The sequence below is a fragment of the Fructilactobacillus sp. X2R1C3 genome, from assembly GCF_059901425.1.
The window spans coordinates 258,486-271,933 of record NZ_JBWXUW010000002.1 but is presented as its reverse complement, the minus strand read 5'-3'; the positions used below and the strand labels follow the sequence as shown (position 1 = coordinate 271,933).

Sequence of the window (13,448 nt, the reverse complement as noted above, 5' to 3'; positions counted from 1 at the left end):
GCAATGTACTAAAAACCATTGACTTATAGTTCGATATTCAATATAATTATTCTTGTTGTTTGAGTTTATGTCGCAGTAGCTCAGCTGGATAGAGCAACGGTCTTCTAAACCGTAGGTCGAGCGTTCGAATCGCTCCTGCGACATCTCGAAAAAAGGGCACACGCTTAATATCTGGCGTGTCCTTTTTTATTTGACTTATAACATTAATTTTTATATACTTATGATGTTGTAATTGTGGACTTCCACAGCTACAACCGCTCAGTTTGAGTTTTAAAGCCCAGTGGGCACTTAATACTGGCGAGTCTAAGCAAATTATAAGGAGGTGCACTACATGTACGCAATTATTGAAACAGGTGGCAAGCAATACAAAGTTTCTGAAGGTGAAGCCATCTTTGTTGAAAAACTTGATGCTAACGAAGGTGACAAGGTTACTTTTGATGATGTTGTCTTTGTTAGTGGCAAAACCCCTAAGGTTGGTTCACCATTAGTTGATGGTGCTTCAGTCGAAGGAAAAGTTGATAAGCAAGGTAAGGGTAAGAAGATCCGTATCTTTAGATACAAACCTAAAAAGGGTGCTCAATCAAAGAAGGGTCATAGACAACCTTATACTAAGGTTACTATCAACAAGATTAACGCTTAAGCCGTATGATTAAAGCTACATTTGATTTAAATCATAATTTAATAGCTGGATTTAAAGTGACTGGTCACGCTGATTCTGGGGAGTATGGACATGATATCGTCTGTGCAGCAGTATCAGCGTTAGCAATTTCTTCTGTGAATGGTTTAATTACCGTTTGTGACATTGATCCATATGTAGAACAGGATGAGAAAAATGGAGGATATCTCCAAGTTAAGATTCCTAGTGAACATTTGAATGATGTTAAGGTCCAAACGTTACTTGAAAGCTTTATGAATGGACTTATGGATATTTCAAAACAGTATTCGAATTACGTTGAAGTAAAATAACACTTTTAATTTGGAGGTGTAAACGCATGTTAAAAATGAATCTACAATTTTTCTCTCACCATAAAACCGGTGGTTCATCATCTAACGGCCGTGACTCAGCTGGACGTCGTTTAGGGACTAAAGCTGCTGATGGTTCATCAGTAACAACTGGTACAATCTTATACCGTCAACGTGGAACTCATATTTACCCAGGTAAGAACGTTAAACGTGGTGGAGATGACACATTATTTGCTTTAGTTGATGGAATTGTTCGTTTCGAACGTTTAGGTCGTGACAAACGTCAAGTTTCTGTTTACCCTGAAGCAGAAGTAGCAACTAAGTAAATCCAAAGAGGCCTAGCGTTAACGCAGGGGTCTCTTTTTTTATCAATATCGTAACTTGCTTTTACGTGATCGATATTGATATGATAGGAACATAAATATGTGGGAGGCATGAAAATGTCAATTTCAATTGTAAAAGTAAAAAATGGTATGACCATTCAAGCTGACAATAACATCTGGAAGATTGTTAGTTTTCAACACGTAAAGCCCGGTAAGGGTGGAGCATTTGTTCGTACTAAGTTAAAGAATTTAAGAACGGGAGCCGTTCAGGAAAAGACTTTCAGAGCTAGTGCTAAAGTTGAGAAAGCTAACATTGAAACCAAAAAGATGCAATACCTCTATGATGATGGTAGTGGCCTTGTCTTTATGGACATGGATAATTATGAACAACTAACGATTCCAAGAGAGCAAGTTAAAGAAGAAATGAACTACTTACAAGAGAATATGGAAGTTCAAGTTATTCAGTATGGCGGTGAAACTCTGGGAGTTGAAGTGCCAAAGACGGTCACACTTGAAGTAGCAGATACTGAACCTGGAATTAAGGGTGATACTGCTTCCGGTGGATCTAAACCTGCTACTATGACCACTGGTTTAACGCTTCAAGTTCCATTCTTTGTAAATAAGGGTGATAAGTTAGTGATCAATACTGATGACGGTACTTACATTTCTCGGGCATAATGGTCAGAAAGATCTGATTGTTTAGCCAATTGGGGGTTATATTATGGCAGCAGACGAAAGTTTCATTACACTCGACAATAAGAAATCAGACCTAGGTTCGATTAAAATTGCACCTCGTGTGATTGAGGTCATTGCTGGAATTGCGGCCGTGCAAGTTGAAGGTGTTAACCGGATGCGTGGTAGTTTTTCTTCCAGTGTTAACGAATTATTTGGAAGAAAAGAGCGCGGTAAGGGTATCAGATTAGCAATTGAAAATGGCAAATTGAATGTTGATATTTTTGTATACCTAAATTACGGGGTTTCGGTTCCTAAAGTTGCTTTAGAGATCCAAAACCAAGTAAAACAACAGTTGTTGTTTATGACTGACCTTCGTATCGGTTCCGTAAATGTTCACGTTGAAGGAATGATTCCTCCAAAGAGTACTGGTAAAGTTGATACTGATAAATTATTCGATAATGAGGATAAAAAGTGAAAATAAGTCGACATCAAATTAGAGAGTTAGCTTTTCAAACCCTATTTGCGATGGAAAGTAATGATGCTGTTGAACCAAGTGAATTTTTTGATTATCTTACAAATGAAGATGTAAAGGCACCAGAATATTACTTGGAAATTGTTAATGGGGTAAGAGAGCATAAAAGTGAACTTGATAAGATCATCACGGATCACTTAGCGAATAAATGGTCGATTGATCGAATTAGTAAAGCTGACCTGATTATCTTAAGAATTGCGCTGTATGAAATTAAGTATGAAGAAGCCACGCCAAATAAGGTTGCCATTAATGAGGCTTTAGAATTAGCTAAAAAGTTTTGTGATGATAAGTCACGAAACTTTATTAATGGCGTTTTAGATAGTGCGATTGAAAAATAAGAACCCGTGATGGGTTCTTATTTTTTTACATTTAGCTAGAACAAAAATAATATGCTAGAATTGTACTAATAATAATGTATCGGGAGATGTTTTCGTGGTTAGCATAATTGATGGCAGAAAGGTTGCAAAAGACCTGAACTTAAAAACAAAAAAGCGAGTTTTTCAACTAAAACAAGCTGGAATTACTCCAGGATTAGCAGTAGTAATCGTTGGAAATGACCAGGCAAGTCAAAGATATGTTCGAAGCAAAGAAAAAAAGGCAACCGAGTTAGGCATCTATTCCGTTAAGAAAGCTTTACCTGAATCAACCACGCAAGACGAATTGATCCAAATTGTGAGAAGTTTGAATGAGAACCCTAGAATCAATGGAATCTTAGTTCAATCGCCACTTCCTGATCATATTGACGAAGACAAAGTGATTGAGGCAATTGATCCTACAAAAGATGTGGATGGTTTTCATCCCGTTAATGTCGGCAAGTTGTTTCTTAATCTTAAAGAGAATTACCCGGTTGCATGTACCCCAAAGGGCATTATGACTTTACTATCGGAGTACCATATTGACTTAGATGGTAAAAACGTTGTGATTGTTGGCCGTAGTTCAATTGTTGGAAAGCCAATGTTAGCGTTGATGCTTAACGCGAATGCAACTGTGATTGACGTTCATAGTCACACTGACGATGTTTCAAAGTATACGAAGCAAGCGGATGTAGTTATTTCAGCGGTCGGCAAGTATGCCATATTAAATGATGATGATTTTAAACCAGGTGCCGTTGTCATTGATGTTGGCCAAAATATGGATGAGAATGGTAAATTGGCTGGCGACGTCGAATACAAGTCAAAAAGTGACAATATCGAATATATCACTCCGGTGCCGGGAGGCGTTGGACCAATGACAATCGCAACCTTGATGCAACAAACGGTTGATATGTGTGAATGGAGCAAAAAGAGTGGCAAGTAAATATTTGACTGTATCGGCTTTGACACAGTATATTAAAAAGAAATTTGATGTTGATCCATACCTAGGACGAGTTTATCTTACCGGTGAAATTTCCAATTTTCGTTTGCGACCAACTCATCAATATTTTAGTTTAAAGGATGATAACTCAAAAATTAACGTTACCATGTTTAAATCGGCCTTCTCTAAGATTAAATTCATGCCAGAGGAGGGAATGAAAGTCCTTGTTACTGGACACGTTTCCGTGTATGAAAAAACGGGAATGTATCAGTTTTATATTGACCACATGGAACCGGATGGAGTGGGTCAACTTTATGAAGCTTACGAACAGTTAAAAAATAAACTAGCCAAAGAGGGCTTGTTTGAAGGAATTCATAAAAAACCGCTTCCGATGTATCCCAAGAAAATTGCCGTAGTCACCTCTCAAAGTGGTGCAGTCATTAAGGACATCATTACGACCGTTAGACGGAGATTCCCGATTGCTCAAATTGTCCTGTTTCCAGCGGCTGTTCAAGGTGAGAATGCAGCGAGTGAGATTGCTCATCAAATTAATCGAGTCAACGAAATTGGCGGCTTCGATACTCTCATTATTGGTCGTGGTGGTGGTTCTATTGAGGATTTATGGCCCTTTAATGAAGAAATTGTCGCAAGAGCTATTTATAATAGTGAGATTCCGGTGATTTCATCAGTTGGACATGAAACTGATACAACGATTGCTGATTTAGTTTCTGACAAACGAGCAGCAACTCCGACGGCAGCTGCTGAGTTGGCGGTTCCTGTGCTTAGTGATGTAATTCTTGATTTAAAGACTAAACAGACTAGGATTTATAACGCCATGGATAACATTCTGGGCCGTTCGAGGTCACAATACGATAAAGTGATGAATTCTTACGTTTTTAACCAGCCCGAACGTCTTTATGAATCCTATGTCCAGCAATTAGATACTTTAAATACCAAGCTGGGTACTAACATGAAAGATTTACTAAATCATTATCATAATCAACTTCAAGCTTATTTAGAACAACTAAAATTAAATTCACCGGTTCATAGCATCAATGCGAACCAAAAACAGGTTAATTATTATCTTGAATCGATGAAGAAGTCCGTTCAAGGAATTTTGGAAACAAAACGGAATCAGTTAAATTCAAACGTCAGTGCACTCGACCATCTAAGCCCACTACGTTTAATGAGTTCTGGGTATGGGATGGTTACAAACGATCATGATAAATTAGTTAAGTCAGCTAAGGATTTAAAAAAGGATGAACACATTCGGATTCAGTTCAGTGATGGAAGTGCTAGTGCAACCGTTGATCATGTTGGACTTAAAGGAGACAATAAATAATGGCAGATAAAAAACCAACTTTTGAAGAAAATATGGATAAATTAGAAGGAATCGTTAATCAACTTGAACAGGGAGACGTACCTTTAGAAAAAGCTCTTTCAGAATTTAAAGATGGAGTTCAGTTAAGTAACGAAATGCAAAAGACACTTTCAAATGCACAAAAAACGCTTACTAAAATGATGGATGACAGTGATAATGAAGTCCCGTTTGATCGTGATCAGCAAAGTGGAGACAGTGATGACACCCAATAAACAAATTCTCTCAGAATTTAAAACTGAATATATTCCGAGAATCGATCAAATGTTAGAAACAAACATTGATAAGTCGAGTTCGGTGAAATTAATTGTCGATGCCATGAAATATTCCTTGATGGCTGGTGGAAAACGGTTACGGCCGTTACTGACGTTAGCCACCCTAAAAACTTTAAATTATAAAATTGATGACACCACCATTAAAACCAGCTCTGCGGTTGAATTAGTTCATACCTATTCCTTAATTCATGATGATCTACCCGCCATGGATAATGATGATTATCGTCGTGGTCAACTCTCCAATCATAAAAAATTTGGCGCTGATATTGCAACCCTAGCTGGGGACGGATTGCTGACGTTAGCGTTTAACTGGATTGCTAGAGCTGATTTGTCAGCCGTAAAAAGAGTTCAATTGATTCAGTTATTATCCCACGCTGCTGGTCCAGACGGAATGGTAGCTGGTCAAACTGTAGATGTCAGTTCAGATAACCAACATTTGAATCTGGATGAATTAATGCATTTACATAGAAACAAGACCGGTGAACTGTTTCATTATTGTGTTATGGCTGGGGCGACCATTGCTGATGCTGATCAAGCAAGTCAGAAATGTTTGTCTGAGTTTGCTTGGAATTTTGGACTAGCTTTTCAAATTTTTGATGATATTAAAGATGCTCCCGACCGTGAAAATCAGGATGATGTTGATAAAAATACGTATGTAAATTTGTTAGGAATTAGTGGAGCAATTCAGAAATTAAACGAGACTATTAATAAAAGTCAAGAGGCGCTGAGTAAGTTACCGGATGAATTTTCACCCGATTTGTTAGATTCATTTTTATCTTATTTTGTGATGAAAAAGTGAGGTTGTAATGGCAAAGGATAAAGAACGGGTTGATGTATTACTTGTCAAGCAGGGATTGTTTGATACACGCGAAAAGGCAAAAAGAGCCGTTATGGCTGGCGAAGTACTCGGAAAAAATGAACAACGCATGGATAAACCAGGTGTGAAGATTCCAGTTGAGACCAAGTTACATTTAAAAGGAAATGCGCTTCCCTTTGTCAGTCGGGGTGGATTAAAATTAGCAAAAGCACTCAAAAGTTTTAACATTAGTGTTCGTGATAAAATCGTTTTGGACATCGGATCCTCCACCGGTGGATTTACGGATGTAATGTTACAAAATGGAGCTAAATTGAGTTACGCCTTAGATGTTGGGACAAATCAATTAGTTTGGAAGCTTAGAAACGACCCTCGTGTTGTTGTAATGGAGAATACTAATTTTCGGTACAGTAAACCAGAGGATTTTACCCTTGGTGAGCCCAGTTTTGCTTCGATTGACGTTTCTTTTATTTCACTTAAATTGATTTTAAAACCACTAAAAGCAATTTTAGCGGAACATGGTGAAGTCGTGGCTTTGATTAAGCCGCAGTTTGAGGCTGGTCGTGGAAACGTTGGTAAGCATGGCATTGTAAGGGACAAAAACGTGCATAAACAGGTGATTAATAACGTCATTCAGTTTGCGACTGAGGCTGGCTTTTCTGTTTTAGGACTTGATTTTTCTCCCATCAAGGGTGGCGAGGGAAATATTGAATTCTTGATTCATCTAAAATCATCTGATGATCCTGAAGTAGAAAATGATGTTTCGGTTGAAGGTGCTATGGATCGGGCTTACAAAAGTTTAAATAATTAAGAAGGTGAGAAGTTGTTACAGGAGATTTCAATCAAAGACTTTGCGATTATCGATCAATTGGAAGTTAATTTTTACACGGGGATGACAGTCCTGTCAGGAGAAACTGGTGCCGGAAAGTCGATTATTATTGATGCCGTTGGTCTACTTGCTGGTGGTAGGGGATCGTCTCACTTTATTAGAAAGGGTGCTAATAAATCAATTTTACAGGGAATGTTTGCCATTCCTAAGGATGGTCTTACTGCTCATGTTTTGGATAAATTTGGGATCGAACATGATGATGATACGGTAATTTTACAGCGTGAATTATATCGTAACGGTCGCAACGTATGTCGCATCAATGGTATGTTGGTGAATACAAATACGCTAAAAAAAGTTGGCGAAACTTTGGTTGATATTTATGGGCAAAATGAACATCAAGCGCTGATGCAACCTGATAAGCACATTGGTTTACTTGATGAATTTGCTGGCGACAGCCTCAAACCTACGCTTAAGCTTTATCAGGAACAGTATAAAAAATACCTTAAATTAAAGAAAGAATTAAATCATAAAAATAAAAATGAAAAAGAATGGGCTCAACGCATTGATATGCTTAAGTACCAGGTAAATGAAATTGAAACGGCTGATTTAACGGATGGCGAAGAGGAAGATCTGATAGCCGAAAGGGATCGTTTAAATAATTTTCAGGCCATTAGCGATAGTCTAGGAAGAAGTTTTAATGATATTAATGGTGACGAAAGTATTAGCCCAATTGATATGATCGGGGATGCCATGAACGCTCTTGAAGATTTAGAACGGTTAGATGATGAGTTCAAGTCAATTTCTGAGAATGTTAAAAATGCCTATTATACGTTGCAAGATGCTGCTGGAGAGATTAGTAATCAGATGGATAATTTGGAGTTTGACCCTGATCGATTGAACGAAGTTGAACAACGCCTAAATACTATTTTTGAGTTAAAACGAAAATACGGTGATTCGATTAAACAGATTTTAAAGTATTACGATAAAATCTCTGGCGAATTAACCGATATGGAGACGGATGAAAAGAGTGGCAATAATTTAGAAGAACGCTTCAATGCTTCCGTCAAAGAATTAAATAAACTTGGGAAAAAATTAAGTGACATTAGACATCAGCAAGCTGAAAAGTTAACGGCTGAAATTCATCAACAATTAGCTGATTTGTACATGGATAAAACGCAGTTCGAAGTTCGTTTTTCTAATTTACCTAAAGATACTTTTAATCGAAATGGAATTGAAGAAGTTGAGTTTTACATCCGAACAAATCCAGGTGAGGACATGGCACCCTTATCCAAAATTGCCTCAGGTGGTGAACTGTCTCGAATTATGTTAGCTCTTAAAACGATCTTTTCCCGCGTCCAAGGAGTAACTTCAATCGTGTTTGACGAGGTAGATACTGGGGTTTCGGGAAGAGTGGCTCAAGCAATTGCCGATAAAATTAGTGCAATTGGTAAGAAGTCACAGGTTTTGTGTATTACCCACCTACCACAGGTGGCGGCCATGGCTGATAATCATGATTTCATCTCGAAGCATGTTGATTCTAATAATCGAACGGAGACTTCGGTTCAGCCCTTATCAGGTGAGCAACGTGTTAAAGAACTTGCTAGAATGTTAGCAGGAACCACAGTTACTAAGTTAACCATGGAACATGCCTCTGAACTTTTAAACTTGGCCAACCAACAAAAGAGACAAAAAATGAAATAAGCTTCATTTTATCTCTTGTTGATTAATTGATTTATAAATTGCATAATATATATAAAGAAGTTACGAAAAAGGAGCGGTTTAAGTGAGTGAAAGAGGAATGTTAATTGTTCTTTCTGGTCCAAGTGGAGTGGGAAAGGGAACGGTTAGAAAAGCCCTTTTCAATGAGCCTGATGTCGATTTTAAGTATTCAATCTCAATGACTACCAGAAAGCCCCGTGAGGGAGAGGTTAACGGGGTTGATTATTACTTTGTTTCAAAAACGCAATTTGAACAGAATATTAAAAATGGCAAAATGCTTGAGTATGCTAAGTATGTTGACAATTACTATGGCACCCCGTTACAATACGTTAACGAGACATTAGATTCAGGAAGAGATGTTTTTCTGGAAATTGAAGTTAATGGTGCCATGCAGGTTCGTGCTAACTGCCCAGACGGAGTTTTTATTTTCCTGACTCCACCTGACATTGATTCACTTAGGGATCGTTTGGTTGGTCGTGGGACTGATGATATTGAAGTTATCAACAAACGGATCGAAAAAGCTTCTAAGGAAATCCGAATGATGCAAAACTATGATTATGCAGTTGTGAATGATAAGGTTTCGAATGCGGTAGACCGAATTAAAACAATTGTTAAAAGCGAGCGTTTAAAGGTAAAGCGCGTTATGCCAAATTATCTTAATAAATTAGGAGATGAAATTTAATGTTTATTTATCCACCACTTGAAGATTTGTTGCAACACGTTGATTCAAGATATTCACTCGTTATGTTAGCTAGCAAAAGAGCTGAAGAACTTGATCAAGGTGCGAAGCCATTGCTTCCCCATTATAAGTCAGTAAAATCAGTTGGAATGGCGTTGGAAGAAATTGCTGCCGGCGTGTTAACCATTGCTCCAAAAAGTAAGTAAGAAAGGACTTTTGTGATGAATCTCATCACAGGGTCTTTTTTTATTAAATGAATAATAAGGGATGTGTAGTATAATTAATAAGAAATACTTTGGAGGGTATAATTTTGTTAAACGGGAAGCGAATTGTCTTATTTGTATCTGGTAGCGTTGCTGCTTATAAGGCAGTTTATTTATTGAGACTTTTAAAAAAGAATGGTGCTAGTGTCAAAGTAGTAATGACATCGTTTGCCAAACGATTTGTTTCGAAATTAACTTTTCAAGTTTTATCGAAAAATGACGTCTATGATGATCAAAGTTATTTTGATGATTCAACTACGATTAATCATATTGGGCTAGCTAAATGGGCCGATTTAGCGATTGTTGCCCCAGCTACGGCTGATTTTATTTCTAAAACAGCGAATGGGATTGCAGATGATTTTGCAAGTACGACTATGTTAGCCATGGACTGCCCTAAGTATTTTGCGCCAGCAATGAATGACGTCATGTTAAAAAATCCAGCTACCCAAAGAAATATTCAAAGATTAAAAGATGATGGTATCGAATTTATTGAGCCACAAGTTGGTCCACTAGCCGAAGGATATTCAGCCCTAGGTCGACTTGCTGAACCAGAAGAAATTTATCAGTTTGTGGTTAGTCGATTAAGTGATCATGATAACCAACCTCTTTCTGGTGTTAATGTATTAGTAACTGCTGGTGGAACTAGAGAACCAATTGATCCGGTTAGATACTTATCAAATAATTCATCAGGAAAGATGGGATATGCAATTGCTGAGGTTGCTAAAAAGATGGGAGCCAATGTGACACTTGTAAGTGCCAACAGTCAGTGCCAGATTCCAGATGGTGTGAAAGTTATCAAAGTTAGTTCTGCTGATCAACTGGAACACCAGGTGCAACGCTTATTTTCAGATAATCAGGTTTTGATTATGGCTGCTGCGGTTAGTGATTTTAAACCTGCTCATGCGGAAAAACAAAAAATCAAGAAGGATCAAGACCATGATTCTTTAGATCTTCATCTAATTAAGAACGATGATATTGTTGCAAAAGTGGCAAAACAGAAGGGGCCTAATCAGTTGGTAGTTGGTTTTGCGGCCGAGACCAATGATCCCCTAAAAAATGCTAATCAAAAGTTAAAGAAAAAGAAATTAGACCTAGTGGTATTAAATGATGTTTCCAATTCATTAATTGGTTTTAATAGTGACGATAATCAGGTTTCAATCATCTCAAAAGATGGTTTGGTCAAAAAGACAGGAGTGGAATCTAAATTAAAAGTTGCTAGTGAAGTGTTAAATGTCGTTGTTGACCTTTTATAGTTAATCTGTAATATACAAGAATGGAAAGAAGGGGTAATTTGAAAATTGCAAAAGTGATTGTTGATGTTCCGACCATGCAAACAAATGTACCCTATTCATACTTAATTCCTACTGGATTAGAAGATCAACTGAAACGAGGCATGAGGGTCATTGTTCCATTTGGGAATGGAAATAGAAAAGTTGAAGGTTTTGTCGTTGATATTACAGATGAGAAACCGGACCAGATTAATCAACTCAAAAAGATTGATAGTACCATGGATTTAAGTCCAGTGTTGAACGACGAAATGATTGAACTTTCTAAGTGGTTGGCTGATACAACTTATTCTTTTCGAATTAGTTGTCTTTTGACCATGCTGCCTAATGCGATGAAAGCAAGATATACAACCTACGTAAAAGCAACTGGAAATCTTGCCGATCAAGAGCTTAATGATAAGTTTAAAGACCAGAGTATGGTTCCGTTTGACACGGAGCATTTTAATAGTACTGAGATGGGGAAACTTGCTAAGTTACGTAAGAACAATGAAATCCAAGTGATTTACAAAGTTCAAAATGAAGCCAAAAAGAAAACGGAAACGGCCATTTTAAATCAATTAAGTGATTTTGGTCAGGCAAAAAAACAACTTCGTAAGAATGCCACTTCTCAATTAAACTTACTTTCTGTCTTAGAGCACCATACTGATCAACCAATTATTCAGACCCACCTCGTTAATGATCTTAAAATATCTAATTCGGCGATTAACAGTTTTGAAAAGAAGAATTGGATAAAAAAAGTTCAGGTTGAGAAATATCGTGACCCATACAAACATGATATTAAAATTGATCAACCAAAAAAGTTGACAATTGATCAAGCACATGCTGTCCGTGAAATTGATCGTTCCATTGAAGCTCATCAAAATGAGACCTACCTACTTGAAGGAGTAACTGGATCAGGTAAGACTGAGGTTTATCTTCAATCCATCCAAAAGGCTCTAGATTTAGGTGAGACGGCGTTAATGTTAGTTCCGGAGATTTCTTTAACTCCCCAGATGGTTAATCGAGTTAAAAATCGGTTTGGTAATCAAGTCGCTGTGATTCATAGTGGTCTGTCAACTGGAGAAAAGTATGATGAGTGGCGTAGAATAAATAATGGAAGTGCAAAGGTGGTAGTAGGAGCAAGATCAGCAGTTTTTGCTCCTCTTTCTGATATTGGGATTATTATTCTTGATGAGGAACACGATACAAGTTACAAGCAGGATGATAATCCACGTTATCACACGCGGGATGTTGCCATTTGGCGTGGCAATTATCATCATTGCCCGGTCATACTTGGGAGTGCAACGCCTTCTCTAGAGTCAAGGGCGCGAGCGGGAAAGGGAGTTTATAAATTTCTACGGCTTCCCGATCGTATTAATCGGAGGCGTTTACCAGAAGTTTTAGTTGTTGATATGACTAAAGAAGAAGAGACTCATGACGGAATCTTTTCGCACCAATTACTCAGTGCGATTAGGCAAAGAATTGAGAAGCACGAGCAAGTAGTGTTAATGCTTAATCGTCGTGGATTCTCGTCTTTTCTGATGTGTCGTGATTGTGGCTACGTTTTAAAATGTCCCAACTGTGATATTTCTTTGACACTTCACATGGATTCTCATACGATGAAGTGTCATTATTGCGGGTTTGAGGAACCAATCCCTAAGTATTGTCCCAACTGTCACAGTAAAAATATTCGTTACTTTGGTACTGGAACTGAAAAGGTAGAGCGACAATTACATGAACTCATTTCAAAAGCACGGGTGATCAGGATGGATGTTGATACAACCCGAAAAAAAGGTTCTCATGAGAAGTTACTTCGTGAATTTGGTGAACATCGTGCTGATGTTTTACTAGGAACGCAGATGATTGCTAAGGGACTGGATTTTCCGAATGTAACTTTGGTGGGGGTATTAAATGCTGATACCGGGTTGGATTTACCTGATTTTCGGTCCAGTGAACGAACGTTTGATTTGTTAACTCAAGTTTCTGGGCGAGCTGGACGAGCTGATAAGGACGGAGAGGTCATTATTCAGACCTATAATCCCGATAATTATGTGATTCAATTAGCTAAAGACCAGGATTATGAAGCATTTTATCAAAAAGAAATGCAATTAAGACATTTAGCTGATTATTCTCCGTACTTCTTTACCATTAAAGTGTCAATTAGTTCACTAAATGAGAGACAGGCGGCTAATGAATCGTATGAGGTTGCTAATTATCTTAAAAAGTCGCTTAATCAAGCCACCATTATTTTGGGGCCAACGCCTAGGCCGATTGCTCGAATGAAAAAACGTTATTATTTCCAAATCATTATTAAGTACAAACGTGACTTAAAGCTCAATGAAAGCTTAAAGCATGTTTTACAAGTATCACAAAAAGAAGTCAGAAAGGGTTTACGGATCGGAATTGATCCAGAACCAGTCAGTTTTATGTAGGTGAATTA

At 37.7% G+C, this 13,448-nt stretch carries 16 protein-coding genes, 1 tRNA gene and 1 other annotated feature; all 17 genes read left to right on the top strand.

Annotated elements, in window-relative coordinates; genetic code table 11:
- Window positions 1–69: 69 nt before the first annotated feature.
- The 17 genes from AC6UDD_RS03455 (at window position 70) to priA (ending at window position 13,440) form a co-directional block, all read left to right on the top strand.
- Window positions 70–143 (top strand) — tRNA-Arg (locus AC6UDD_RS03455).
- A 99-nt stretch (window positions 144–242) separates the two neighbouring features.
- Window positions 243–315 (top strand) — a sequence feature (ribosomal protein L21 leader region).
- A gap of 16 nt (window positions 316–331) precedes the next feature.
- The gene (gene rplU, locus AC6UDD_RS03450; RefSeq protein WP_500693691.1) at window positions 332–640 is read left to right on the top strand and encodes a 50S ribosomal protein L21; all 309 of its coding nucleotides are present in this window, start codon (window positions 332–334) and stop codon (window positions 638–640) included.
- A gap of 5 nt (window positions 641–645) precedes the next feature.
- Window positions 646–966 carry a ribosomal-processing cysteine protease Prp gene (locus AC6UDD_RS03445; protein WP_500718742.1) on the top strand — a complete coding sequence of 107 codons (321 nt, stop codon included), beginning with the start codon at window positions 646–648 and terminating at the stop codon, window positions 964–966.
- Between the two features lie 26 nt (window positions 967–992).
- Window positions 993–1,289, top strand: a complete 297-nt coding sequence (gene rpmA, locus AC6UDD_RS03440; protein WP_010021538.1) for a 50S ribosomal protein L27 — start codon at window positions 993–995, stop codon at window positions 1,287–1,289.
- 114 nt (window positions 1,290–1,403) lie between these two features.
- Window positions 1,404–1,964: an elongation factor P gene (gene efp / locus AC6UDD_RS03435; protein WP_039143941.1), complete on the top strand. Its 561-nt coding sequence runs from the start codon at window positions 1,404–1,406 to the stop codon at window positions 1,962–1,964.
- A 43-nt stretch (window positions 1,965–2,007) separates the two neighbouring features.
- Window positions 2,008–2,436: an Asp23/Gls24 family envelope stress response protein gene (locus AC6UDD_RS03430; RefSeq protein WP_500693693.1), complete on the top strand. Its 429-nt coding sequence runs from the start codon at window positions 2,008–2,010 to the stop codon at window positions 2,434–2,436.
- Window positions 2,433–2,831, top strand: coding sequence for a transcription antitermination factor NusB (gene nusB, locus AC6UDD_RS03425; protein WP_500699511.1), 399 nt, complete (start codon window positions 2,433–2,435; stop codon window positions 2,829–2,831). Before AC6UDD_RS03430 ends, nusB begins: the two co-directional genes overlap by 4 nt.
- Window positions 2,832–2,925: 94 nt before the next feature.
- Window positions 2,926–3,789 (top strand): bifunctional 5,10-methylenetetrahydrofolate dehydrogenase/5,10-methenyltetrahydrofolate cyclohydrolase, encoded by an 864-nt coding sequence (locus tag AC6UDD_RS03420; RefSeq protein WP_500718740.1) that lies wholly within the window; start codon window positions 2,926–2,928, stop codon window positions 3,787–3,789.
- Window positions 3,779–5,128, top strand: a complete 1,350-nt coding sequence (gene xseA, locus AC6UDD_RS03415) for an exodeoxyribonuclease VII large subunit (protein ID WP_500718738.1) — start codon at window positions 3,779–3,781, stop codon at window positions 5,126–5,128. Before AC6UDD_RS03420 ends, xseA begins: the two co-directional genes overlap by 11 nt.
- Window positions 5,128–5,379 carry an exodeoxyribonuclease VII small subunit gene (locus AC6UDD_RS03410; RefSeq protein ID WP_500718736.1) on the top strand — a complete coding sequence of 84 codons (252 nt, stop codon included), beginning with the start codon at window positions 5,128–5,130 and terminating at the stop codon, window positions 5,377–5,379. The genes xseA and AC6UDD_RS03410 overlap by 1 nt, the downstream gene beginning before the upstream one ends.
- A complete protein-coding gene (locus AC6UDD_RS03405) occupies window positions 5,366–6,238 on the top strand; it encodes a polyprenyl synthetase family protein (RefSeq protein WP_500718734.1) in 873 nt (290 codons plus the stop codon). The genes AC6UDD_RS03410 and AC6UDD_RS03405 overlap by 14 nt, the downstream gene beginning before the upstream one ends.
- Before the next feature lie 7 nt (window positions 6,239–6,245).
- Complete coding sequence (locus AC6UDD_RS03400; protein WP_500718732.1) at window positions 6,246–7,064, top strand: TlyA family RNA methyltransferase; 819 nt, start codon at window positions 6,246–6,248, stop codon at window positions 7,062–7,064.
- Window positions 7,065–7,076: 12 nt separating this feature from the next.
- Window positions 7,077–8,783 carry a DNA repair protein RecN gene (recN, locus tag AC6UDD_RS03395; protein WP_500718730.1) on the top strand — a complete coding sequence of 569 codons (1,707 nt, stop codon included), beginning with the start codon at window positions 7,077–7,079 and terminating at the stop codon, window positions 8,781–8,783.
- An 82-nt stretch (window positions 8,784–8,865) separates the two neighbouring features.
- Window positions 8,866–9,483 carry a guanylate kinase gene (gmk, locus tag AC6UDD_RS03390; RefSeq protein WP_500718728.1) on the top strand — a complete coding sequence of 206 codons (618 nt, stop codon included), beginning with the start codon at window positions 8,866–8,868 and terminating at the stop codon, window positions 9,481–9,483.
- Window positions 9,483–9,686 carry a DNA-directed RNA polymerase subunit omega gene (gene rpoZ, locus AC6UDD_RS03385; RefSeq protein WP_500695688.1) on the top strand — a complete coding sequence of 68 codons (204 nt, stop codon included), beginning with the start codon at window positions 9,483–9,485 and terminating at the stop codon, window positions 9,684–9,686. Before gmk ends, rpoZ begins: the two co-directional genes overlap by 1 nt.
- A 104-nt stretch (window positions 9,687–9,790) precedes the next feature.
- On the top strand, window positions 9,791–10,996 hold the full coding sequence (gene coaBC, locus AC6UDD_RS03380; RefSeq protein ID WP_500718726.1) for a bifunctional phosphopantothenoylcysteine decarboxylase/phosphopantothenate--cysteine ligase CoaBC: 1,206 nt from the start codon (window positions 9,791–9,793) through the stop codon (window positions 10,994–10,996).
- Window positions 10,997–11,016: 20 nt separating this feature from the next.
- Entirely contained in the window at window positions 11,017–13,440 is a 2,424-nt protein-coding gene (gene priA, locus AC6UDD_RS03375; protein WP_500718724.1) for a primosomal protein N', read from the top strand.
- Window positions 13,441–13,448 lie beyond the last annotated feature (8 nt).

Coding starts and splice junctions, on each gene's coding strand:
- rplU (WP_500693691.1), top strand. CDS start 332: ATGTACGCAATTATTGAAACAGGTGGCAAGCAATACAAAGTTTCTGAA.
- AC6UDD_RS03445 (WP_500718742.1), top strand. CDS start 646: ATGATTAAAGCTACATTTGATTTAAATCATAATTTAATAGCTGGATTT.
- rpmA (WP_010021538.1), top strand. CDS start 993: ATGTTAAAAATGAATCTACAATTTTTCTCTCACCATAAAACCGGTGGT.
- efp (WP_039143941.1), top strand. CDS start 1,404: ATGTCAATTTCAATTGTAAAAGTAAAAAATGGTATGACCATTCAAGCT.
- AC6UDD_RS03430 (WP_500693693.1), top strand. CDS start 2,008: ATGGCAGCAGACGAAAGTTTCATTACACTCGACAATAAGAAATCAGAC.
- AC6UDD_RS03410 (WP_500718736.1), top strand. CDS start 5,128: ATGGCAGATAAAAAACCAACTTTTGAAGAAAATATGGATAAATTAGAA.
- AC6UDD_RS03405 (WP_500718734.1), top strand. CDS start 5,366: ATGACACCCAATAAACAAATTCTCTCAGAATTTAAAACTGAATATATT.
- AC6UDD_RS03400 (WP_500718732.1), top strand. CDS start 6,246: ATGGCAAAGGATAAAGAACGGGTTGATGTATTACTTGTCAAGCAGGGA.
- rpoZ (WP_500695688.1), top strand. CDS start 9,483: ATGTTTATTTATCCACCACTTGAAGATTTGTTGCAACACGTTGATTCA.
- priA (WP_500718724.1), top strand. CDS start 11,017: ATGGAAAGAAGGGGTAATTTGAAAATTGCAAAAGTGATTGTTGATGTT.